This is a genomic window from Acinetobacter sp. ATCC 27244 (assembly GCF_000156555.1).
In the GTDB taxonomy this organism is placed as follows: domain Bacteria; phylum Pseudomonadota; class Gammaproteobacteria; order Pseudomonadales; family Moraxellaceae; genus Acinetobacter; species Acinetobacter haemolyticus.
Genome location: NZ_GG665963.1, coordinates 43,725 through 66,471 on the forward strand (window position 1 = coordinate 43,725; position 22,747 = coordinate 66,471).

19 protein-coding genes, 2 pseudogenes and 1 riboswitch are annotated in these 22,747 nt (G+C 40.6%); of the genes and pseudogenes, 13 read left to right on the top strand and 8 right to left on the bottom strand.

Annotation, left to right across the window (positions count from 1 at the left end):
- A partial coding sequence (locus HMPREF0023_RS13615; protein WP_008942350.1) for a 5'-nucleotidase C-terminal domain-containing protein occupies positions 1 to 797 on the top strand: 797 nt, incomplete at its 5' end.
- 49 nt (positions 798 to 846) lie between these two features.
- On the opposite strand, the gene trpB is transcribed toward HMPREF0023_RS13615, so the two are convergent.
- Positions 847 to 2,091 carry a tryptophan synthase subunit beta gene (gene trpB, locus HMPREF0023_RS13620; RefSeq protein WP_004640735.1) on the bottom strand — a complete coding sequence of 415 codons (1,245 nt, stop codon included), beginning with the start codon at positions 2,089 to 2,091 and terminating at the stop codon, positions 847 to 849.
- Complete coding sequence (locus HMPREF0023_RS13625) at positions 2,072 to 2,731, bottom strand: phosphoribosylanthranilate isomerase (protein WP_005083299.1); 660 nt, start codon at positions 2,729 to 2,731, stop codon at positions 2,072 to 2,074. The genes trpB and HMPREF0023_RS13625 overlap by 20 nt, the downstream gene beginning before the upstream one ends.
- Positions 2,732 to 2,850: 119 nt before the next feature.
- Positions 2,851 to 3,064, top strand: a riboswitch (cobalamin riboswitch).
- A gap of 34 nt (positions 3,065 to 3,098) precedes the next feature.
- On the opposite strand from HMPREF0023_RS13625, the gene HMPREF0023_RS13630 reads away from it, so the two are divergent.
- The 3 genes from HMPREF0023_RS13630 to HMPREF0023_RS13640 all read left to right on the top strand — a co-directional run bounded on the left by HMPREF0023_RS13630 (position 3,099) and on the right by HMPREF0023_RS13640 (position 6,384).
- Positions 3,099 to 4,955, top strand: a complete 1,857-nt coding sequence (locus tag HMPREF0023_RS13630) for a TonB-dependent receptor plug domain-containing protein (RefSeq protein WP_008942351.1) — start codon at positions 3,099 to 3,101, stop codon at positions 4,953 to 4,955.
- 103 nt (positions 4,956 to 5,058) lie between these two features.
- The gene (locus HMPREF0023_RS13635) at positions 5,059 to 5,646 is read left to right on the top strand and encodes a cob(I)yrinic acid a,c-diamide adenosyltransferase (RefSeq protein ID WP_004640741.1); all 588 of its coding nucleotides are present in this window, start codon (positions 5,059 to 5,061) and stop codon (positions 5,644 to 5,646) included.
- Between the two features lie 21 nt (positions 5,647 to 5,667).
- Positions 5,668 to 6,384, top strand: coding sequence for a glycerophosphodiester phosphodiesterase (locus HMPREF0023_RS13640; protein WP_008942352.1), 717 nt, complete (start codon positions 5,668 to 5,670; stop codon positions 6,382 to 6,384).
- Positions 6,385 to 6,417: 33 nt separating this feature from the next.
- Here the strand turns inward: HMPREF0023_RS13640 and HMPREF0023_RS13645 are convergent, their stop codons facing one another.
- Positions 6,418 to 6,945 (bottom strand): META domain-containing protein, encoded by a 528-nt coding sequence (locus HMPREF0023_RS13645; RefSeq protein ID WP_008942353.1) that lies wholly within the window; start codon positions 6,943 to 6,945, stop codon positions 6,418 to 6,420.
- A gap of 211 nt (positions 6,946 to 7,156) precedes the next feature.
- Between HMPREF0023_RS13645 and HMPREF0023_RS13650 the strand changes: the two are divergent.
- From HMPREF0023_RS13650 to HMPREF0023_RS13665, 4 genes and pseudogenes are all read left to right on the top strand, one after another.
- A pseudogene (locus tag HMPREF0023_RS13650) lies at positions 7,157 to 8,325 on the top strand (acyl-CoA desaturase).
- 139 nt (positions 8,326 to 8,464) lie between these two features.
- Complete coding sequence (locus HMPREF0023_RS13655; RefSeq protein ID WP_008942355.1) at positions 8,465 to 9,907, top strand: protein adenylyltransferase SelO; 1,443 nt, start codon at positions 8,465 to 8,467, stop codon at positions 9,905 to 9,907.
- Positions 9,908 to 9,937: 30 nt separating this feature from the next.
- On the top strand, positions 9,938 to 10,534 hold the full coding sequence (locus HMPREF0023_RS13660; protein WP_008942356.1) for a L,D-transpeptidase family protein: 597 nt from the start codon (positions 9,938 to 9,940) through the stop codon (positions 10,532 to 10,534).
- A 222-nt stretch (positions 10,535 to 10,756) separates the two neighbouring features.
- Positions 10,757 to 11,842: a hypothetical protein gene (locus HMPREF0023_RS13665; protein WP_008942357.1), complete on the top strand. Its 1,086-nt coding sequence runs from the start codon at positions 10,757 to 10,759 to the stop codon at positions 11,840 to 11,842.
- Positions 11,843 to 11,895: 53 nt separating this feature from the next.
- Here the strand turns inward: HMPREF0023_RS13665 and HMPREF0023_RS13670 are convergent, their stop codons facing one another.
- Together HMPREF0023_RS13670 and baeS are read right to left on the bottom strand one after the other, a co-directional pair.
- Entirely contained in the window at positions 11,896 to 12,579 is a 684-nt protein-coding gene (locus HMPREF0023_RS13670; protein WP_005083316.1) for a response regulator, read from the bottom strand.
- 5 nt (positions 12,580 to 12,584) lie between these two features.
- Entirely contained in the window at positions 12,585 to 14,300 is a 1,716-nt protein-coding gene (baeS, locus tag HMPREF0023_RS13675; protein WP_008942358.1) for a sensor histidine kinase efflux regulator BaeS, read from the bottom strand.
- Positions 14,301 to 14,431: 131 nt separating this feature from the next.
- Between baeS and HMPREF0023_RS13680 the strand changes: the two genes are divergently transcribed.
- The 4 genes from HMPREF0023_RS13680 (at position 14,432) to HMPREF0023_RS13695 (ending at position 19,492) form a co-directional block, all read left to right on the top strand.
- Positions 14,432 to 14,803 (top strand): hypothetical protein, encoded by a 372-nt coding sequence (locus HMPREF0023_RS13680; protein WP_008942359.1) that lies wholly within the window; start codon positions 14,432 to 14,434, stop codon positions 14,801 to 14,803.
- A 326-nt stretch (positions 14,804 to 15,129) separates the two neighbouring features.
- On the top strand, positions 15,130 to 16,932 hold the full coding sequence (locus HMPREF0023_RS13685) for an acyl-CoA dehydrogenase C-terminal domain-containing protein (protein ID WP_008942360.1): 1,803 nt from the start codon (positions 15,130 to 15,132) through the stop codon (positions 16,930 to 16,932).
- A gap of 161 nt (positions 16,933 to 17,093) precedes the next feature.
- Entirely contained in the window at positions 17,094 to 18,875 is a 1,782-nt protein-coding gene (locus HMPREF0023_RS13690) for an acyl-CoA dehydrogenase C-terminal domain-containing protein (protein WP_017396023.1), read from the top strand.
- 116 nt (positions 18,876 to 18,991) lie between these two features.
- On the top strand, positions 18,992 to 19,492 hold the full coding sequence (locus HMPREF0023_RS13695) for a phosphate-starvation-inducible protein PsiE (RefSeq protein ID WP_008942362.1): 501 nt from the start codon (positions 18,992 to 18,994) through the stop codon (positions 19,490 to 19,492).
- Positions 19,493 to 19,533: 41 nt separating this feature from the next.
- On the opposite strand, the pseudogene HMPREF0023_RS16360 reads toward HMPREF0023_RS13695, so the two are convergent.
- A pseudogene (locus tag HMPREF0023_RS16360) lies at positions 19,534 to 19,908 on the bottom strand (RcnB family protein).
- A gap of 153 nt (positions 19,909 to 20,061) precedes the next feature.
- On the bottom strand, positions 20,062 to 20,553 hold the full coding sequence (locus HMPREF0023_RS13700) for an RcnB family protein (RefSeq protein WP_008942364.1): 492 nt from the start codon (positions 20,551 to 20,553) through the stop codon (positions 20,062 to 20,064).
- 168 nt (positions 20,554 to 20,721) lie between these two features.
- Here HMPREF0023_RS13700 and HMPREF0023_RS13705 point away from each other — a divergent pair, with 168 nt between their 5' ends.
- Positions 20,722 to 21,168: a hypothetical protein gene (locus HMPREF0023_RS13705; protein ID WP_161401308.1), complete on the top strand. Its 447-nt coding sequence runs from the start codon at positions 20,722 to 20,724 to the stop codon at positions 21,166 to 21,168.
- Positions 21,169 to 21,210: 42 nt separating this feature from the next.
- Here the strand turns inward: HMPREF0023_RS13705 and HMPREF0023_RS13710 are convergent, their stop codons facing one another.
- On the bottom strand, positions 21,211 to 22,674 hold the full coding sequence (locus tag HMPREF0023_RS13710; RefSeq protein ID WP_008942366.1) for a phospholipase D family protein: 1,464 nt from the start codon (positions 22,672 to 22,674) through the stop codon (positions 21,211 to 21,213).
- Positions 22,675 to 22,747 lie beyond the last annotated feature (73 nt).

A 22,747-nucleotide genomic window follows, 5' to 3' on the forward strand; every position in this document is an offset into this window, starting at 1 on the left:
TCCAACTTGAACTCGATGGAAAAACTGGTGATGTCATCAAAAAAAATGCTTCTCAAGTTCCTGTACAAAGTGAAAGCTATACCTCTGGTACAACGACAGTCAACCTCACAGATCTTTATCAAAAATTTAGCAAAACACCGAGTATTGAAGCAATTTTAGATAAATATCGCCCTGCGGTAGCGACCATTTCTGCACGTGTGGTCGGCTCAGCAACCAGTGTAATTGATCGCAATCGTACTGAAAGCGGCGAAACTGCGCTGGGTAATTTGATTGCAGATGCGCAACAAGCAGCAGCGCTTGCAGCCAGCAACCAAGGATCAGATTTTACTTTGATGAATCCGGGCGGCGTCCGCGCAGATCTATTGATAAATGGCAATAATCAAATCACATTTGGGGATGTGTTCAGTGTCCAACCCTTTGGAAATTCGTTGGTCACACTCAGCTTAACAGGCAAACAAATCCGTGAACTATTAGAACAACAATGGTCTGGGGCAAATGCAGGTACGCCTCGAATACTACAACCATCGAAAGAATTGAGTTATTCCTATAAACAAGATGCTTCAGTATCACCTCGTGCCAGCAATATTATGATTGCTGGACAAGCATTGGTCGATACCCAGACTTATCGCGTTACTGTGAACAGCTTTATTGCCGATGGTGGTGATAACTTCACGGTTTTAAAACAGGGTAAAAATCCTATTGGGGGAGGTCAAGATATTGACGTGTTAGAGCGTTATATCAGCCAGAACTCTCCACTGACCGCACCAAAGACAGATCGAATCAAACTAATCCCATAGCTCTACAAAAAATAGGGAGGCAAATGCCTCCCTATTTTTTCAGTGAGATTTACATCTCAACCATTTCAACACCATCAATACGTGCAACCGTCATCAAGTCTTTATCACCACGGCCTGAAACCGTTGCAATAATGATCTGATCCTTTGACATGGTTGGCGCAAGTTTGGTGACATAAGCCATCGCATGTGAGCTTTCTAGCGCAGGAATAATCCCTTCAATCTTAGTCAAATCACGGAAACCTTGTAAGGCCTCATCATCATTAATTGGCACATATTCCACACGGTTCATATCTTTGAGGAAACTATGCTCAGGACCTACGCCTGGATAATCCAGACCCGCAGAAATACTGTGTGTTTCAATGATCTGACCTTGCGCATCTGACATCAAATAAGTACGGTTACCATGTAAAACACCCACATGACCAGCATTCAATGGCGCAGAGTGTTTACCTGTTTCAATACCATAACCAGCCGCTTCAACACCGTACATTTTCACATCTTGATCATTCAAGAATGGATAGAACAAGCCCATCGCATTTGAACCACCACCCACACAAGCGACCAAAGCATCAGGTAAACGCCCTGCTTGCTCTTGGATTTGACGGCGTGCTTCACGACCAATAATCGACTGGAAATCACGTACAAGTTGCGGATATGGATGTGGCCCTGCAACCGTACCAATCACATAATAGGTGCTATCAACATTGGTTACCCAGTCACGCATCGCTTCATTCATGGCATCTTTCAATGTTTTTGAACCACTTTGCACTGGAACTACGGTCGCACCCAACAAACGCATACGGTATACATTCATGGCTTGACGTTTTACGTCTTCAGCGCCCATATATACCACACATTCCATGCCCAACCGTGCGGCGATTGTAGCTGTCGCTACACCGTGTTGACCTGCACCTGTTTCCGCGATAATCCGCTTCTTGCCTGATAACTTTGCCAATAACGCTTGACCAATGGTGTTGTTCACTTTGTGCGAACCTGTATGATTCAGGTCTTCACGTTTCAGGTAAATTTGCGCACCGCCGAGGTGCTGAGACCATCGCTCAGCATAATAAAGAGGACTAGGACGACCAACATAAAACGCAAGATCACGATCAAACTCTGCTAGAAACTGAGCATCATTTTTCATACGACCATAAAGACTTTCTAAGTCTTCAAGTGCAGCCATAAGCGTTTCTGACACAAAACGCCCACCATGAATACCAAAATGCCCTTGGGCATCTGGAAACTGGGTGTAGTCAATCGCCTGATTTTGTTGACTAAGGTTTTGCTGATCCACGTTGGACTCCTTGCATAAATTTTTCAATGAGTTGTTGGTCTTTTATACCTTTTGCGGACTCGACGCCTCCGCTGACATCTACAGCAAAAGCCGCTGTAGTATCAATAGCTTCACTCACATTTTCAGGGGTTAAGCCCCCTGCCAAGATTAGTGGAATTTCAATTTGAGGGAATTTATTCCAATCAAAGCAATGACCAGTGCCACCTTTTAATTCAGGATGCCATGCATCCAGTAGAACAGCACTAGCTCCGACAGCTTGATAACGTTGAATTTCGGTCAAAATATCTAAATCAGGTTTAACCTGAATCGCTTTGTACCAACGACGTTTACATTGCTGAGCAATCTGCTGGCACTGTTCTGGAGTTTCATCTCCATGCAGTTGTAATACATCTAAAGGAACTGAATCAAGCACTGTTTGTATTTCTTCTACGCTTGCATTTACAAATAAACCTACCAACTGAACATAAGCGGGTACTGCATTTGCCAATACTTTTGCTTGTTCAATACTGACATGACGCGGGCTTGGCGGGAAAAATACAAAACCGATTGCATCCGCCCCTGCTTGTACTACAGCTTGAACATCTTGTAGTCGAGTAATACCACAAATTTTGGCGCGAGTTCGCAGTTGATGTTGGCGCATGCTCTGTCCAATTTTAATTTGAATATTTTAAAACTTTCGCATTGTAAAGCAATTTGACCCAGTTGGGGGAAAGTTGATTTCGAAATGCAATTGTTTAAAAAACGTTAACACTTTATACTTTGCGTAATCTTGCAACAAGTCTAAAGCAAATTCTTTTGCTTATAGGGAAGTTGGTGGAATTCCAACACTGCCCTCGCAACGGTAACACCGTATTATTAATCTTAGCTCTACGCCAAATCACTGCATCAGAATGATGTGGGAAGATGATTAATAGCATCATTCTTGTGATGATATAGTGAAGTCCGGAGACCTGCTTGTTGTTTATTTCCACATTATCATTCACGACGGGTGAATGTCTGGAGCATGCATGTCTACTGTCTTTCAACCAACTCGCCTCGTTGGTGCTATCGCTATTACGATGGGGTTTTCTTCACCTGCTTTTGCTCAAGAGCAATCAACCAATAAAACTGCAACGTTAGATACAATTGTTGTAACTGCTTCTCGTAGTGAACAAAAAATTAGCGAAGTTCCAGCGCGCATCAATATTATTGAACCGAAGATTCTTGAGCAATCTCCTATTGCTTCTTTACCGCAATTATTACAAACAGATGCTTCGATCAATATGGTACAAAGCGGTGGCTATGGGCAATATACGGAAATTTTCTTACGCGGCACTAAAACAAATCAAACCCTATTATTAAGAGATGGGGTCCGTCTTAACTCAAATACATCTGGCGCAGCATCATTACCATTTATCGATACGACTGATATTAAACAAATTGAAGTATTAAAAGGTCCTGCATCAGTTCTATATGGTGCAGATGCGATAGGTGGTGTAATTCAGTTGATCTCAAAAACTCCAGAGAAAAACTCAGCATTTGTTACTGGTGAAATTGGCGAGAACAAAACGTATAAATCAGTCATTGGTGCAGATCTTGCTGAAAATGGTTTTTATGCTCAAATTCGTGGGCAACGCTTAGAAACTGATGGCACTCCAGTGACTGATGCAAAAGACAATAAAAAAGCGAGCTTTGATCAAAAAGGCTATAGTGCAAAATTTGGTGTTGAAAAAGAGCAATTTGCAGCGTCTGTCGACTATAGTGAAAACGAAGGCTATAGTGACTATGACAACTATGGCAACTTAGTTTCTCAAGACTTCAAAAATGAAGTGATTAACATAAAAGGTCGTGTAAATATTCTTGATAATGTAGCTATTCACGCTCGCTTATCTCAGTTCAAAGATGATTTGAACCAAAATAACTCACCAGACTACGTTTACAGCACTACACAAGAAGCTGAACTTTATACGAAATGGCAAATGACCCCTACTCAAAATATTTTAGTGGGTTCAACATACAAAGATATTAAAGGTGATGTGTACTCAAAAAATCTTTGGGGTGGAGAAGACGTTAAATACAAAGAATCTGTAGATACCGTCGGTTATTTTCTCCAGCATCAATATCAACAAAATGGTATAGAAACTCAAGTTGGTGTTCGTGTTGAAGATAACGAAAAGTTTGGCTCACATACCGTAGGTCAAGGTGCGATCAGATACCAAATATTACCACTTACAAGTGTTTATGCGAATATTGGTTCTGCATTCCGTGCTCCAACCACAAATGATTTATATGCAATGTCTTGGGGTGCTAATCCTGACCTAAAACCAGAAGAAAGTTTTTCTTATGAAATTGGTGTGGATCAAAAACTAAACTACGGTATTGATTTAGGTTTATCTGTTTACCGTAATAAAGTTGATAATTTAATTAGCCTCCAAGCAGGTAAGCTAATCAATGTTAACAAGGCAACGTTCACAGGTGGCGAAGCGTCATTTAAATGGCAACAGGATGAATTGTTTTTAAATACAACATATGCCTACGTTCAAGCCAAAGATGACGAAACAAATAAAGAGTTAAATCGTCGCCCGAAACAAAGTTTGACTTTAACCACTGGTTGGGATGATGGAATCTACGGTATTTCGACATCTATCGTTGCTAAATCTAAATCTAAAGATTTTGCAGACTGGCCTTCCACAACACCAACCACAACACCAGGTTATGTTACGACTAACGTAAATGCATATTGGCAGCCGACACCAATGATAAAAATCTTTACTAATATCGAAAATATCGGTGATGTAAACTACAAAACTGCTTATAACGGTAGTGATGTTTACTACATCAACGGTGGTCGTTTAGCTTCTGCCGGTGTCACATTCCGTTATTAATCGTGCGCTAAAATAATAAAAACATTTTCTTCACTCCAGTTTCGGGGTAATGTTCTGACCGACATTATCCCCTTTTTATTTTCAGGATCAGAGAAACAAAACTATGGGACATCGTTTAAGTAAAATCTATACACGTACAGGTGACTCAGGTACCACAGGTCTGGGAGATGGTTCCCGCGTTGCAAAAGATGATTTACGCATTGCTGCGCTCGGTGATGTCGATGAACTCAATGCAACCATTGGTGTACTTCGCGCACAAATCAGTGCCAGCCAAATTGAAAATAAAGCGCATTGGGATAAAAGTTTAAGCTTGATTCAACATTGGTTATTTGATTTAGGTGGTGAAGTTTGCATTCCAAACTATCATTTACTTCAACCTGTATGCATCGACTTTCTGGAACAAGAAATTGATCACATGAATGAGTCTTTACCAATGTTAAAAGACTTCATTTTGCCATCAGGAAGTTTGGCATGTAGCTATGCACATCAAGCCCGTGCAGTATGTCGTCGTGCTGAACGTGCTTTATTGTCGGTACACAATCGTGACCAAAATATCCAAGCCACAGCCTTACAATTACTGAATCGCTTATCCGACTGGTTGTTTGTTGCCTCACGTGCCTTGCAACGTGCCGAAGGTGGTAGCGAAGTGCTGTGGCAAAAAAATATTAATGACAGTATCGATCCAGCATAACTATTTCCAAGGTGAATAAAGATGCGAATTATTGGTCATCGTGGTGCGCGTGGTGAAGCGCCTGAAAATACCTTAGGTGGATTCCGCTATCTGCATGGGCTTGGCATTCGTGCAGTCGAGTTTGACGTTCGTCAGCTTAAAGATGACCAACTCATCGTAATTCATGATGATGATTTTGTTCGTACTGCCGGTCGCTTACAACATGTAGAAAGTTGTAATCTGCTAGAAGCAGAACAATTTGATCATCGCCATCAATGGCAAGACTGGAAAACTGAGGAATTTACGCCAAGTTTAAAGCAGGTTATGGATTGTTTAATCGACTTTGAGCATATCGAAGTTGAAGTAAAATCAGTCGTTGATGAGGCTGCGGCTGAACGGCTGATTATAAAACTACAGCAAGAACTACAAGGTTTTGAAAAAACAGCAACTATTACCAGCTTTGATACAAAAATTTTAGATGCATTACAGCAACATCAGAGCACTTTTAAACGAGGACTCTTGGTCGAAGTTCCAATCGGTGAATATGCAATTGAACTTGCACATCAGTATCAATGTCGTCAAATCGGTTGGAAAGATCAACTCGCTTCAGATGAAATCATTCAACTGACCCAGCAAGCGCAATTAGATATTAGTGTTTGGACAGTAAATGATGTTGAACGTGCAATTCATTTACAACAACTTGATATTCAAGGTTTGATTACGGATATTCCCCAAACAATGTTGCAGCATTTATCATAATAAAAAAGGTGGAGACCACTCCACCTTCTGACATTATTTCTTACGTTGTGCTTGTATTAAGCGTTGCCCTCTAGCATCCAATAGATAGAGGTTGGTTCCATCATATTGAAAACGCTCGACTCGCTGAATCGCATCCATCAACTCTGCTTCTTGTGCCAAAGACTTATTACAACTGTAATGCCCTGCTCTCACATCGAAATCAAGTTTACGCTGAGCGAAATCATAGCGATAACGCCCATAGATATTATTACATCCCGTATGCCCAGATACACTTTTGCTCACAGAGTTTAAAGTAAAACTTGGATATTGGTTAAAGAATAACGCCCGCTTGTTTTGGATGGTGGTAATTTGCCAGTCTACATCTTGAACTCCATCACTACTCTTACGAACCTGCATCGGTGGAAGTGTATTAGCCGGTTTAGGTTGTAAGGTATTTTTTTGCACTTTTTGTGGTTGACTCTGACAAGCAGCCACCATCAAAACAGTAGAAAATATTAAAGTTTTGTGAACAAATGCCTTTATAGAGAAAATAGGATTTTTCACGATAATTTGCTCAGACATTGATTTATTTCACCTTTTAATAAATTAGCCAGTTCGGCAAACGAATTCTGTTACTGTTCTTTCGATACAACTGTAGAATAATACTAGTGCTTATTGATTTGAGCATGCTAATATCGGGGCTAAAATAGCAATATATCGTGAAGATTGGTCTTGCTATCTCGTTTAGTTTTATTATCTTGTGCAAACAAGGTCGTTAGGAGCGCTGCCGGATATGAATTCCGCCCCACTCAAAAAGCACCCATTAACTGGACTGCTAGCATTACCTTAATTGGAACCCCAATTCTTGCTGCTATTTTAATTCCTTTATACGCTTATTTTTATGATTTTAGTGTAAGCGCATGGGTAAGTTTATTCTTTCTCTTAGCATTAAGTAGTCTAGGCATTACTGCGGGTTATCATCGCTTATGGGCACACCGTGCTTATGAGGCATCTTTACCCTTAAAAATTCTGTTGATGATTGGTGGAACTTTTGCCGTTCAAAATAGTATTTTGTTCTGGGCTTCTGGACACCGTACCCATCACCGTCATGTCGATGATGTAGATCAAGACCCATACTCGATCAAACGTGGTTTTTTGTACGCACATTTAGGTTGGATGATCCGCGATCATTCACCGTCTCAACCTGATTTCAAAAATGCACCAGATTTGCTCAATGACAAACTCGTGATGTTCCAACACAAGTACTATGTCCCGATGGTCATTGCGGTTCATGTTGGTTTATTGGGTGGTATTGGCTGGGCTGTTGGTGATGTTTGGGGTGTAGTTCTACTAGGCGGTCTGTTGCGCTTGATTATCAGTCATCATGTTACCTTCTTTATTAACTCTCTCTGTCATATGTGGGGCAAACGTCCTTATACTGATGAAAATACGGCACGAGACAACTTCGTCTTAGCGATTTTCACTTGGGGTGAGGGTTATCACAACTACCATCATATCTTCCAATACGACTATCGCAATGGTGTGAAATGGTGGCAATATGACCCAACAAAATGGTTAATTTGGACCAGCTCTAAATTAGGTCTAGCTAAAAATTTACGTCGTATACCTAGCTTTAATATTCAAAAAGCTGAGTTGGCGATGAAATTTAAATATGCTGAACAAGACTTGGCCATTTATGGACATGATGTAAACACAGATATCGTGCAAATGAAGCAACGTATTGCTCAAGAATACGAAGCATTTACCCATACATTAAATGATTGGGCAAAGCTTAAAGAGCAAGAGCTACAAGCTAAAAAAGCAGCGATGGCAGAAAAGATTCATCAAATCGACCATAAATTAAAAGTTGATTTCCAATTACTTGAGCATCGTCTTGCTCATCATCGTGAGTGCTTAGAAACTTTAATGCGTAATATCAAAAAAGCACCTGTTTCTGAGTAAACATAAATGATAAAAAATGGTCTCTTTAAAGAGGCCTTTTTTTATATCTATCAGGTGCAAATCCTCCCCTGCTTCTCATCGCTGCCAAGCTGAAAATTTGCTATAGTCATTCTTCGCTCATACTTTTGATGCTTGTCTTATGCAGTTTAATCCACGCTACTCTTCTCTCGATACAAAGCTTTTTCATCAACAGCAACCAAGCCCATTACGCGGTGCTAAAGCAGGTCATTTCAATGAAGCCTTAGCCGATGAATTACAATGGAGTGCAGAGGATAAAGCCAACTGGGTTGAGATTTGTAGTGGACAAAAAACCTTTGCTGAGTTTCCTCCTTTAGCTATGGTTTATGCAGGGCATCAATTCGGACAGTGGGCAGGTCAACTGGGTGATGGACGAGGATTGTTGATCGGACAAATCCTAGATCAGCATGGACAAACCATAGACCTTCATCTAAAAGGAGCAGGCTCTACGCCCTACTCTCGTATGGGGGATGGAAGAGCTGTATTACGTTCCGTGATTCGTGAATATCTTGCTGGACATGCGTTAAATGCACTTGGTGTCGCATCGAGTCATGCTGTGGGCTTCACCACCTCATCCCAAGGCGTACAACGTGAAACTTTAGAACTCGGTGCAATGCTTTTACGTACATCTGACTGCCATATTCGTTTCGGTCATTTCGAGTGGATTAACCAATACGCACCAGCACTTTTAGCTGATTTCACGCAGAAGTGTATCGAATGGCACTATCCAGAATGCTTAGATGCAGATAATCCAATTCGTGCTTTTGCCCAGAAAGTGATTGAACGTACAGCAATCATGATTGCCAAATGGCAATTGGTCGGTTTTGCGCATGGGGTGATGAATACCGATAATTTAAATATTACAGGCTCAACCTTGGATTTTGGTCCGTATGGCTTTATGGAACGCTTTCGACCAAACTGGATTAATAACCACTCCGATTACCAAGGTCGTTATACCTATCAAAACCAACCGAGTATTGGACATTGGAATTTGTGGACATGGTTGAACAATCTTATTCCTTTAGCTAAGCCTGAGCATAAAGAACAATTCAAACAAGATTTAGCAACTTGCTTAGAACAATTTGAACCAATCTTTTTACATCATTATGGTCAAGGACTCTGCGAGAAGATGGGACTCCCCCATTTTCATAAAGACAGTTTAGATTGTAGTTTTGCATTCTTGCGGATTTTGCAAACGGAACAACTCGACTATACGCAAAGTTTTATTCGCCTACAGAAGAAGGAATATAAAACCCTCCGTGATGATTGCTTAGACCTACGTCAGTTTGATGCTTTTCTCCATCAATATCAGGAGATTCGCAAAACTCAAGATACAGTCGAGTTAGATCGAGTTATGCAAAGTGCTAACCCTCATTATATTTTACGCAACCACATGGCACAAAAAGCGATTGAACTAGCCGAACGTGGTGATTTTAGTGAAGTTGATCGTTTATTTAAGCTACTGAATCTACCTTATAGCAAACAGCCTGATCTAGAAACGGCTGAAGATATTGCTCCTTTGCCGAGTGACGTCCCTGAAATTTCTGTTAGTTGTTCATCCTAAAAGGATCAATATACAAAAGGAATAAAAACAATGAAACCTTGGATAGCGATATGTGCCAGTATCATTATTTTGCTGATTGGGATAGGGCTATATGTTTACAGAGCCTATATTCCAAGCACAATGATGCCGACAGGCTCTGTCATGCCACAATCATTATCCGACGAGGAAATCATATACATTAGAGACAACACCTCGATTACCAAGATTGAAGTGTTTAAGCATCAACGGATCTTACAACTCAAGCATCACAACGAGATTATTCGTGAGTATCCAATGCGCTTAGGGTTTAACCCTTTGGGTCATAAACAATTCGAGGGGGATGGAAAAACACCTGAAGGGACATATAGCATCGACTGGCGCAATCCCAATAGCGCCTATTATAAATCGTTGCATATTTCCTATCCAAATGAACAAGATGCCGCTTATGCAAAACAACAAGGACGATCAGCAGGTGGAGATATTATGATTCATGGTAGTGTGCCAAAGGAATATCTTAATTTACCAACCAGTATGACTTATTTTCCTCAGGGAGATTGGACACTTGGTTGTATTGCGGTTAGAAATATTGATATGGATGAAATCTGGCAATTGGTGGATAACAATACTCAAATCGTAATCCACCCATAATGCTCTAAATGCCCCCAAATAACTGTAGATATAAGCAGCACAAAACTCAGAAAAATATCCACATTTTCTGTGGATAAACTTGTGGTTATCCACAGGATAAGAGCATTAAAATAAATGAGCACTATTTAGATACTCAAAACAAATTAAGATAGTTATCCATCCTCTCTTTTAGGAAATGAGTAGCTATGACAAAATAAGCAAAATATAAATGAGATCTTAAAAATGTATCGGACAACATTAATAAAAACAATTTTTGCGTGTGTCTTTTTAAGTTTTAGTTGTTCTTCATTCGCCGCCCCATTGTCAATCTCAAATGAAGATACCCAAGTAATTTCGAGATCCGCTCTAGGCGCTTGGGTACTAAAACAAGACTTAAAACAACCTCGCATGAACTGTGCGATTCAATTTATACCCTTACAGGATTCAGAGACTAGTTTTTCCATTTTCGGGCCAACCAAACAATCGTCGAGTGCGACCATTTTGTTTCAAGGAAAAAATATCCCAACAGCCCGCTCCCCTCAAGATGCACGTGTTGAACTGGTACAAAAAAAATTAGCCTCAACGCCACTTAAAGCTCAAATTTTACCGAGTCAAAATGCAGGAATACTTGCAGTCAGTACCGGAGACATTCATCAAACCCTAAAATCTATGCGTGATGCTGAACACGATCTACAATTGCGCCTCAATCATGCAACCATTTTCAGCTTAGATTATGACGGTCTTGCTCTAGCGCGTAATGCCATGCTGGATTGTATTGCAGGTAAAATAGTCAAAACCAAAACATTGAAACAGGCTACAGCTGAAATTCGACCATTGGGTAACTCAACTATTACTGGACAAGCTTTTTACAAAGGTGCAATTCTTGCGAAAAAGCAATACCCGCCAAAAGGAAGTCAAGCAGTTGGATTAATCTGGATGACAGATGAGTTTAAAGCATGGTACGAACAAGTTAAGCGCAACCAAAAGATCCCTGAGCAAATTCCTGAGAACATTCTTAAACATTTTATGTCTACACGTATTTTAGATGATCAAGGACATTTTAAATTCACTAATCTACCCGCAGGTGAATACATCCTCGTTGCAAATTTTTCTTATGAAAAAAGTGTTAGCCGTACTGAAGTTGTAGGAAGAACCGATGTCTATGTAGGCAATCAACATATTGGTTCAAATGATCAGATTGCTCACTGGAGCTATGTGATTAAAGAAGGTACTTCCTTTGAAAAACCCGTAACCATTCCAAAAGATGGTGATACTGTAAATATAATTTTAGACAAATCCCAAATCATGTGTTTCTTGGTTTGTTTCTAAGTTTATATGTTGATTAAGCTTGCCTTATTAAGACTCTAAGGCAAGCTTTTAGATTATTCAGGATATTCAAAACGATAACCTACACCATACACCGCTTGAATCCATTCATGGCGATTGCCTGTGTCCGCAGCTTCTGAGATCTTACGACGTAGGTTTTTAATATGACTATCAATCACGCGATCTGCAACATCAAAACTGTCAGGATTAATATGATCTAATAATTGTGCACGCGAATAGACCTGCCCTAAGTGCTCTAAGAATAACTCAAGTAAACGAAACTCTGTTGGTGTCAAAGTCAGTGCTTTTTGTTGATACCAAATACGTTGCTGAGCCTTATCGATGCGGAATAAATCATTTTGCTCTGGTTCGGCCTTACGCTCTAAACGACGGAGTACCGCTTGTACTCTCGCAACTAATTCTTTCGGGCTAAATGGCTTACAAATATAGTCGTCAGCACCCATGTTCAAACCCAAAACACGATCAATTTCTTCAGTTCGTGCGGTTACCATAATAATCGGTAAATCTGACTGCTCGCGCACTTTACGGCAAATAGTCAAACCATCCATACGTGGCACCATGAGATCCAAGATCATCAAACTTGGTTTGCGTTGCTGAAATTGGGTATAAGCATCTTGACCATCATGAAACATGCTCACTTCAAAACCAGCCGCTTCTAAATAGTCACGAACGAGCTGAGCCAGTTCAACCTCATCTTCCACCAACATTATATGTTTCATGATTTTCATCCTATTTTACGATCCTCAAACCGAGGACTACGACGTTGTTTAATTTGTTTTGGGAACGTGAGTACACAGCGTAATCCCCCTAAAGGAGAATGCTCGAACGTCAGTGCACCACCTAATGCTTGTGCGAGTTTAGTCGAGAGTGCCAAGCCTAAACCTGTACCGCCTGTACTGCGTGTACGTGAATCATCAACACGATAGAATCGCTCACCAAGACGTGCCAATTGCTCATCACTTACCCCTAATGGGCTGTCATCTACATACAATATCCATTGTTGTTGATCTTGTTGAGTATGAATCTGTATTTTTCCGCCTTTTTCGGTATAACGCACACAGTTTCCTAATAAATTCACGATAATCTGTTTAAAGCGATCACGATCTAAGGACAACAATGCCCCCTCACCTAATAATTCAACCTCGAGCTGATGTTGCTCAAAAGTCGATTTAAAATTTTCCACTTCTTGTAGTACGACATCCCAAGGATTGACTTCAGCAAAATAACATTTCAGTTGTTGTGCTTCCGCCTGCGCTAAATCTGCTAGGTCCTGAGTTAGTTTCTTTAAACTGGATACTTGACGCATCATTGCCTCAAGATGTTCTGGTGTCGCTTTTCGAATTCCATCCTGCATCGCTTCAATCTGTGCTTGCAATACGGCCAATGGTGTTTTTAACTCATGTGAAGTATCAGCCACCCACTGACGGCGAGATTGTTCATGTTGATGCAGAATATCAGCCAAATGGTTCAACTGATTTGATAAATCCCCTAACTCATCATTTCGTTTAATCATCACCTGATGTTGATAATTACCTCTGGTCAACTCTAAAGTTGCCTTAAGCAAGCGCTGAATTGGCTTTTTAAAATAGGTTGCCATTAACAATGCAGCCACCAGACTCGATAATACAGTCAGCACATAAACCAAAAATAAATAACGCTTTTGGTTACTAAAGAAATTGATACTAGAAGCATCATCCTGATCTAAAACAGGTTTCAGACCGAGATAACCCACTACCTTTTCATCTACAATGATAGGGCGATACGACAACTGATCCGATGATGGTTCACCCACAATGAATTGTTGATTTTCATTGTATAACGATAGACGAGAGCTTAATCCTAAACGATCAGGTATTGATACAAAACGCTTTTTCGCTTGCGTATTTACATTAGCACTGTTGGTTTTGCTTTCTTGTTCGTCCTCCGAGCCTTCTTTTTTCAAACGAAATTGGCTTGGACTGAGTGGAAAACGCAACCCCTCAAAAGGTTGATATTCTGATGGTAAATTCTGTTTTAAAACCTGTAATTCTTCTTCATTAAAGATCTGACGACTTCTGATCTCGGCATTATTTTGCGTCAACGTTGGTGAAAGGTTTAACAATGTGTGTTCATTAAAATAACGTTGTTGTAAAGCAATATCATATTGTCTACGCAACCACCACTGTGAAAGACGATCATAATCATCAGGTGCGGCGGTTCCTTCAATTTGTAAAATTTGTGCCTGAATCGCATTGCCCCAGTCATGATATATTCTATAAACGTTACCAAGATTGGCAATCAAACGATCTAACTTCTGCATTTCCACGTCAGCAACATAACGTGCAAAGTTTTTTTGCATCGTCCAATGCAACACGCCTAAGCTAATCGTTGCGATCAGCAAGGTCGTGAGTAACACTGTGAGAAATAAGCGCAAAGCGATCGGAACACGACGAACATTCAAAATTTAAGTCTCAATATTGTTCTACTTATGAATTGTACCCAACATGCTTCAAAAAAACTCTCCATTGTTTCTTCATCTTTATTATCTAATCTTTATCCATCAAATCACAATCAATGATATAGGATATAGCGATGAACAAAACTAGACTCGTTATGATGGCGGCACTACTTGGTTCTGCGATGGGTTTAGCAGCTTGCCAATCAACAACAGCACAAAAACCGTCAATAGAAGCAGAGCAGCGTCATGCTCACCAAAAACGTGAACTTACACCAGAACAACGTGCTGAGTGGCAAGCCAAACGTGAACAACGCTTAGAACATCGTGAACAAATGCGAGCGAAACACAAAGCGGAACGAGCAAAAGTAGAACAAGCTTGCCAAGGGAAAAAAATTGGTGAGCGTGTCAATGTTCAGTTGAATAATCGTGTAATCGAAGGAACATGTGAAGTACGCTTTACGCCTGATAAATCACAATTTAAACGAGGAAGTAATGCAACAACTTAATTCAAATCACCGTTGATACAGGCGCATTGAAGCGCCTTTTTTAGTGGTGGAATTTAGTATAAAAATCACATTTTTACTGCTTTACACAGCTGCTTACGATTTTAGCGATCGAATTTGAGTAAAAACCTCAAAAAACACATACAATCTCAGTGCTTAAACAGGCTACATAACAATCTTTGACTTAGCAGTCACTAAGAAATGACCTGTAATAGCTTGTACCGAACTATAACTTGTTGCACGATTAGCGGTACAAAATGGTGCCATTGGGCACATTTATCATTGACTAAGATTATAACTCTGGTTTGACCAGTATTGAGGAACCCGCTATGCCACAATACAAAGCACCCTTACGTGATATGCAGTTCGTATTGCACGAATTATTAAATGCTGAAGCACATTACGCAAAACTGCCTGCATTTCAGGGCACCGTAAGCCGTGAATTGGTTGATCAATATTTAGAAGCAGCGGCAGATTTCTGTGAGAATGAACTTTCTCCTATCAACCAATCAGGCGACCGTGAAGGTTGTACTTGGAATGACGGTGTTGTCACTACGCCTACTGGTTTCAAAGAAGCGTATCAAAAATATATCGAACTTGGCTTCCCATCGCTGTCTGCTGAAGAGCAATATGGCGGTCAAGGTCTACCTGTTTCTCTAGGAAACGTGATTTCAGAAATGGTAGGTACAGCAAACTGGGCATGGGGCATGTACCCAGGTCTTTCTCATGGTGCTGTGCGTACTTTAGAACATCACGGTTCAGATGAACAAAAATCCACCTATCTACCTAACTTGGTTTCAGGTGTTTGGACCGGCACCATGTGTCTTACTGAATCACATGCAGGTTCTGATTTAGGTATCATTCGTACCAAAGCTGAGCCTCAATCAGACGGTAGCTATGCCATCACAGGCGAGAAAATCTTTATCTCAGCAGGTGAACATGACATGGCTGAGAACATTGTCCATATTGTTCTTGCTCGTCTTCCTGGCGCACCTAAAGGCACCAAAGGTATTTCACTATTTATCGTACCAAAGTTCAATGTAAATGCAGATGGCTCTTTAGGCGAGCGTAACGCTGTCCGTTGTGGTTCAATCGAACACAAAATGGGGATTCATGGTAATGCAACTTGCGTCATCAACTTTGATAAAGCAAAAGGTTACTTGATCGGACCAGAAAACCGCGGCCTAAACTGCATGTTCACATTCATGAACACTGCACGTATTGGTACAGCCGTTCAAGGTCTTGCTGCATCTGAAGGTTCTTTCCAAGGTGCTTTAGCATATGCGAAAGATCGTTTAGCAATGCGTTCACTTTCAGGTCCTAAAGCGCCTGAAAAAGAAGCAGATCCAATCATTGTGCACCCTGCGGTACGTAACATGCTGTTGACGCAGAAAGCATTTGCAGAAGGTGGTCGCGCACTAGTGCATCTGTTGAGTCTACACGCAGATATCGTTGAACAAGGTGCAACTGAAGAAGATCGTAAATTCTCTGACAACATCTTGTCTTTATTGACGCCAATTGCAAAAGCATTCTTAACTGAAACTGGTTACGAATCTGCAAATCATGGGGTTCAAATCTTTGGTGGCCATGGCTTTATTTCTGAGCACGGTATGGAGCAAATCGTACGTGATACACGTATTGCTTGCTTATACGAAGGTACTACTGAAATCCAAGCACTTGACTTGTTAGGTCGTAAAGTATTGCAAACTCAAGGTGCAATGTTAAAAGACTTCACCAAGATCATCCATAAATTTGTTGAAGCGAACAAAGACAACGCAGCAATGCAAGAATTTGTTGCACCTTTAGCTGCTGCAAACAAAGAGTGGGGCGACATCACGATGCAAATCGGTATGCGCGCAATGCAAAACCCTGATGAAGTTGGTGCAGCTGCAGTTGATTACATGTATTTCTCTGGCTATGTAACGCTTGCTTACCTATGGGCTCGTATGGCATTGGTTGCTCAGGAGAAACTAGCTGAAGGCACCACTGACGTTGACTTCTACAATGCAAAAATAACGACTGCTCGCTTCTACTTCAAGAAGATCTTGCCACGTATTCGCTCACATGTAGATGTACTTTCAACTGGTGTTGCGCCATTGTTTGAACTTGATGCGGAACACTTCGCGTTCTAATCATAGATTAGAATGAGATGCAACGTTCATCACAGAAAAAGGACTGGTCAGTTTTGACCGTCCTTTTTTTGTTTAATCGATGCTAAATTTACATTATTCAATTTATTTGTTCGTTTTATTTGATCACTTTGCACATGACATGTGCGTAAAAAGGAATGATTATGCCAATTTACAATGCACCTTTAGCAGACATGAAATTCATCTTAAATGATGTATTTAAAGCAGAACAATTCTGGCAGTCTAATGAGAATCTTGCTCATGTAGATGCTGCAACCGCCGAAGCAATTTTAGAAGAAATGGCAAAGTTTGCCCAAAACGTTACGCACCCATTAAACCGTACTGGTGATGAAGAAGGTGCACGTTGGGTTAACGGTGAAGTATTCACACCAGAAGGATTTAAAGAAGCATTCCGTCAATACGCTGAAGGTGGTTGGATTGGCTTAGGTGCTGATGAGGAATGGGGCGGTCAGGCAATGCCAAAAATGCTGACTGTTCTTGCTGATGAGATGTTATTCGCAACCAATCCATCATTCTTGCTCTACCCGCTTCTTTCTGTGGGTGCAGGTATGGCATTAAACAGCTATGCATCTCAAGAGCAAAAAGAAACTTATTTACCTAAAATCTACTCTGGTGAATGGTCAGGTACCATGTGCTTAACTGAGCCACATGCTGGCACAGATTTAGGGATTATCAAAACTAAAGCTGAGCGCAACGAAGACGGTACTTATAATATTACTGGTACTAAAATCTTCATCACTGGCGGTGACAACGACCTAGCTGAAAACATCATTCACTTGGTACTTGCAAAAACCCCTGATGCGCCAGCTGGTTCACGAGGTATTTCTTTATTCATCGTACCGAAGTACCTTGTAAATGATGATGGTTCTTTAGGTGAACGCAATCCAGTAGGTCCTGGTTCAATCGAACACAAAATGGGCATCAAAGCCTCTGCAACTTGTGTCATGAACTTTGACGGTGCAAAAGGCTACCTCGTTGGTAAAGAAAACGAAGGTCTTGCAGCGATGTTCGTGATGATGAACTATGAACGTTTATCGATGGGTATCCAAGGTCTTGGTGCTTCTGAATTTGCTTACCAAAATGCAGCACAGTATGCAACTGATCGTCTACAAGGTCGCAGCGCTGCTGGGGTTCAATCACCAAACAAACCGGCTGACAGCATCTTAGTTCACGGTGATGTACGTCGTATGTTGCTCAATGTTCGTGCCAACAATGAAGCATCTCGTGCATTTGCAGTTTACGTAGGTCAGCAACTCGACATCACTAAATTCTCAACTGATCCAGAAGCAGTGAAAAAAGCCAATGACCGCGTTGCGTTGTTAACCCCAATTGCAAAAGCGTACCTCACAGATACTGCATTCCAAGCAACCTTAGATGCACAAATGGTATTTGGTGGTCACGGCTATATCCGTGAATGGGGTATGGAACAATGTATTCGTGATCTTCGTATTGCTCAAATCTACGAAGGCACCAACGGTGTTCAGTCTCAGGATTTAATTGGTCGTAAAGTGATTAAAAATGGCGGTGCATTTATCGCTGAATACATCACTGAAATCCGTGACTTTGCCAATACATTAGACGCAGATTTGAACTTCATCAAAGATGCAACTTTAGATGCAGCGACAGAAATTGAAGCAGTCACTCAGTTTATCATTGAACAAGCTGCTGAAAATGTAGAGTTCCCGAACTCAGCTGCAGTTGATTATTTACATGCTGTAGGCTTACTCAGCTTTGCCTATATGTTCGCAAAAATCGCTGCTGCTGCGAAAGACAAGTCTGGTGATTTCTACCAAAGCAAGCTTGCTTTAGCTCAATATTTCGTAACACGTATTTTACCTGAACTAGAATCACGTATTAAGAAAGTTGAAGCTGGTTCTGACTTAATCATGAGCTTTAGTGAAGACTATTTCACAAATCAAGCTTAATCACTGAATTGAACAAAAAGCGTCTGAATATTCAGGCGCTTTTTTTCATCAAATTTTATAAAACAGCATAGAAATTGCATAACAGACTTATCATCGCGCTGAGAGTCACTATTGCAATGCCTACTCAAAAAGATAAAAAACTGGAAAATTTACAACGCTTGTCTGATCGTTTTGGTCATTATGCGGTTGAGGCTTTTCATTATATTGCCTTATTCATCATTGGCTGCATGATCGCATGGTCAGCCGTGCATACTGTAATTGAGATGCTCACCATCAAACAATATGCAAGCATCGATGACATTCTTCTACTATTTATTTATCTTGAACTGGGAGCAATGGTTGGCATTTACTTCAAAACCAATCATATGCCTGTTCGCTTTTTAATTTATATTGCCATTACCGCTCTGACTCGCTTATTGATTGCCGACATTCAGCACCATCATAAGGCATCCATGGATCTTGTGATTATTACTGGTTCGATTCTAATCCTAGCTTTTGCAATTCTCGTAGTTCGTTTTGCATCATGGCACTACCCATCAGTACTTCGCGGTAAAGATCAAGAACATACTGTGTCCGCCAATAAAATCCCGAAACCCCAAGATGACGAATTAGCATAAAAAAAAAGCAGGCCACAGCCTGCTTGAATTTTGTCTCTAGTTTATGCGACACGATACACGCGGTATTTAGAATCAACTAAGATATAACGACCTTGTATCTTCATCCATTGATAACCACGTGGTGGCTGATATAAACGATGTTGACGATAATTAGAGATCACATAACGGCTATTGCGGAACTGAGAAGGTACACGTTCACCACGTTTAAATGTAATACGTTGTCCATAATGATTCCCACGATCCGCATTTGACCAATGTGGTGGCTTACGTTGGTCTTTACGATGGTCATAACGGTCGTAACGATGGTCATAACGATCTCTATGATCATGTTTCCATTGGTTTGACGGCTATGCCACAGCACATGCAGACATGCCTAGCATTATTGTTGAAACTAGTAGTGCTAATGTCTTTTTCATTCTTTGATCCTCTGCTCTTTGATCTGAAGTCAGATTAAAAGAAACTCTGGGAGAAACCATGAACAAAAGCTTGGACATTGCAAAACTTTGTAATCATTTCCAAGAAATTATGGAGACTGATTGAAGCTGTCCATTATTGGTACACTAAGCATATCAACGGATAATTTCAATGGTGTAATTATCATCCGTCACCAAAAAGTAACGACCATCGACCACAACCCAATGGCGGCCTCGTGGTGGTTCACGTAATGAATAATATCCCCAATCTCGCACCACATAACGTTCACTTCTAAACTCAGCAGGTAATGCATTTCCAACAACAAACGATTCACGGCGATAGCGATATTCTGTTTGTGTATCAGGATAATATTCTATTCGTACTCGAGGTTGTGGATAGCGCGGATATGGATGGCTATTTTGATAAGGTTGATAGTAATAGCCTTTAGGTGGAGCAGTTGGCGTATAGCGCTGATTAGAAAATGCAAAAGGATCTTGCGCAGGTTGCTGATAAGAAGGTGTAGTTTGATGATAAGACCGACGTTCTACACCACTATAACCACCCCATGCATTATCAGCATAAGTCATCGCTGAAAAGCAGCTCAGCAAACCGATCATACCATGTCGATAATATTTTGATTGCAGCATTGCCCTATCCTCATAAGGACTATCATTACAATATTTTAGAACAAAAAATCTACAGAGACTGTTACATTGTTTGCTATTTCAATTTGATTTAGGATGAAATAAGGAGACACTTTTTAGCTGACTTTTAGAATGTGCTAGAATCTATTTTTGAGTTTTGAGTCAATAGCTGTGTCAGAAATGAACTTTGATCGCCTCTATCAATTTTTTTGTAAAGTTCCTAGCGTTCAAGAATCACGTATTGTTGCGCATGGCTCAGATGGTCAACATGCATGGTGGTTTAAATTTAATATCGATGTAGAACATCCACTCGCATGGCAAACCGTTCAGGAACTCGGACATGTACTGAATTATTTATCGACCAATGAACGTTTACCTACACAGTTTTTCCCAGTCTCTCCCCCACCGTATATGAATGGCGAGCCAAAAGACTTTTTGGCTTGGGTAATTCAATGCAATCATCCTGAGTTTAATCCAGACGTGATTTGTGATTGGTTAGAAGCACGTTTACCCAATCCAGTAGACGAAGTAGGACAATGGAAAATTCAAACAGACCTAAGCGAATTAGAGCAACTTGCAGATAAAGATTTGGATCAGTTGATCCCGCCGAATGCCTAAAGAAATATCACCCCCTCTTATCAAAAGAGGGGGGTATAAGCATTAAAAAGTCGATAAACCTGACCACTCCATAAAGCGATACAACCAGTATTTTCCTTTCGATTCATCCGCATACTTTACATAATCAACCGTGATTTGACGTGCATTCTGATTCTCCCACGATGAATCAAAATACTGCTGAGCATCTTTAAACACTGGCGCTTGTGTAGAACCAAACACTCGCATATTGGTTTCGAGATTATAATTTTTTAGATTACGTGCGGTTAAGTTAGCAGAACCCAAAATCAACTCGGCATGTTGTTTATCGTATTTTAATAACATTTTACTATGACACTGCTCGCCACGGGTATCACACCAACGTATTGGAATGCCTGCAGCATTCAATTCAGAAGCGACTTGTCGATTAGGCATGCCATTCTTCTGACGTCCGAAAGCATCTTTATTGGGATCAAGAATAATCCTAATCTTTGCACCCCGTTGTTGTGCCTGTTTCAACGCATTGATAATTTTTCTTTCAGACAGATAAAACATTGCAACATCTAAATATTCATCTTTCTTAGTGCCTTCAATCATTTTCAGAACAGCTGTGTAAATTGCTTTTTCAGTCAGTACTTGAACTTGAGGAAGACTTTTATCTTCAGTTAGGCCGCCCATAATCACGATCGGGCTTCCCCCTTGTGACATCTGTGCAACCGTTTGCTCTGTTTGCAGCATATCTATTGCTGTTGCGCCGTCTACGACTAGTGCAACATTACTATGACGCGAACTGCCATCATGTGGATTTGCCGAAGTGACCAAGCTTTTCCAACCTGAATCTGTATCCACAACCAAGGTTTTACGATGATTGGCCTTAAAATTAAACAGCGATAAATAACTACGCAAAGTTATTTTTTGCTCACCGAATGGATTGTTTAACCATCCTCGATTTGGGTTATTCCCTAAGTCCTGACAACAGATATACCAAAATCCAGACCATAATGGATTTGAGGCGCGCAAGGGTTTCAAGTCTGTTTCAATGACTTGAATACCTGCTTGGCGTAATTGAGCATAATGTGTTGGAGCAATCCCACCATAAACCGAGTTAATTGGATCCGTGATCAGCACCACCTGTATTTGTGGGTTTTCTTGACGTTTGGCCATCAACGCATCTGTTAATTGTTGCATTAATGGGCGCTGCTGGACTTTTGACTTTCCGACTTCCTGATTAAAAAGAAACATATCCAGCACAATGGTGGTTTTAGCCTCGTTAATCAGTTGCAACATTTCATCAAAAATGTGTTGATCAACCTGTTGCTGTCCCTGCGTATCTAGATAGGTTTGATCCGCTAAAAATTTCACATTGGCATGGCGAAGTGGTCCAGTAAAATCCAATCCTTTCGGAAGTGGTTTTACTGTGTGGTAAATTGCAGAAGCAAGATACCCAATCACCAAAATACTTAATATGACTGCCATGTAACGCCGACCTGACCAGTTTAATTTTTGATGGATTCGTTGGAAGATACGCATATAAAAAGAAAAAGCCCTAGCCTAATGGTTTAAGGCTAGAGCTTATACTTTGATTTTTCAATAAGATTTAAGT

Coding starts and splice junctions, on each gene's coding strand:
- HMPREF0023_RS13625 (WP_005083299.1), bottom strand. CDS start 2,731: ATGCGCCAACATCAACTGCGAACTCGCGCCAAAATTTGTGGTATTACT.
- HMPREF0023_RS13630 (WP_008942351.1), top strand. CDS start 3,099: ATGTCTACTGTCTTTCAACCAACTCGCCTCGTTGGTGCTATCGCTATT.
- HMPREF0023_RS13635 (WP_004640741.1), top strand. CDS start 5,059: ATGGGACATCGTTTAAGTAAAATCTATACACGTACAGGTGACTCAGGT.
- HMPREF0023_RS13640 (WP_008942352.1), top strand. CDS start 5,668: ATGCGAATTATTGGTCATCGTGGTGCGCGTGGTGAAGCGCCTGAAAAT.
- HMPREF0023_RS13645 (WP_008942353.1), bottom strand. CDS start 6,945: ATGTCTGAGCAAATTATCGTGAAAAATCCTATTTTCTCTATAAAGGCA.
- HMPREF0023_RS13655 (WP_008942355.1), top strand. CDS start 8,465: ATGCAGTTTAATCCACGCTACTCTTCTCTCGATACAAAGCTTTTTCAT.
- HMPREF0023_RS13660 (WP_008942356.1), top strand. CDS start 9,938: ATGAAACCTTGGATAGCGATATGTGCCAGTATCATTATTTTGCTGATT.
- HMPREF0023_RS13665 (WP_008942357.1), top strand. CDS start 10,757: ATGTATCGGACAACATTAATAAAAACAATTTTTGCGTGTGTCTTTTTA.
- HMPREF0023_RS13670 (WP_005083316.1), bottom strand. CDS start 12,579: ATGAAACATATAATGTTGGTGGAAGATGAGGTTGAACTGGCTCAGCTC.
- HMPREF0023_RS13680 (WP_008942359.1), top strand. CDS start 14,432: ATGAACAAAACTAGACTCGTTATGATGGCGGCACTACTTGGTTCTGCG.
- HMPREF0023_RS13685 (WP_008942360.1), top strand. CDS start 15,130: ATGCCACAATACAAAGCACCCTTACGTGATATGCAGTTCGTATTGCAC.
- HMPREF0023_RS13690 (WP_017396023.1), top strand. CDS start 17,094: ATGCCAATTTACAATGCACCTTTAGCAGACATGAAATTCATCTTAAAT.
- HMPREF0023_RS13695 (WP_008942362.1), top strand. CDS start 18,992: ATGCCTACTCAAAAAGATAAAAAACTGGAAAATTTACAACGCTTGTCT.
- HMPREF0023_RS13700 (WP_008942364.1), bottom strand. CDS start 20,553: ATGCTGCAATCAAAATATTATCGACATGGTATGATCGGTTTGCTGAGC.
- HMPREF0023_RS13710 (WP_008942366.1), bottom strand. CDS start 22,674: ATGCGTATCTTCCAACGAATCCATCAAAAATTAAACTGGTCAGGTCGG.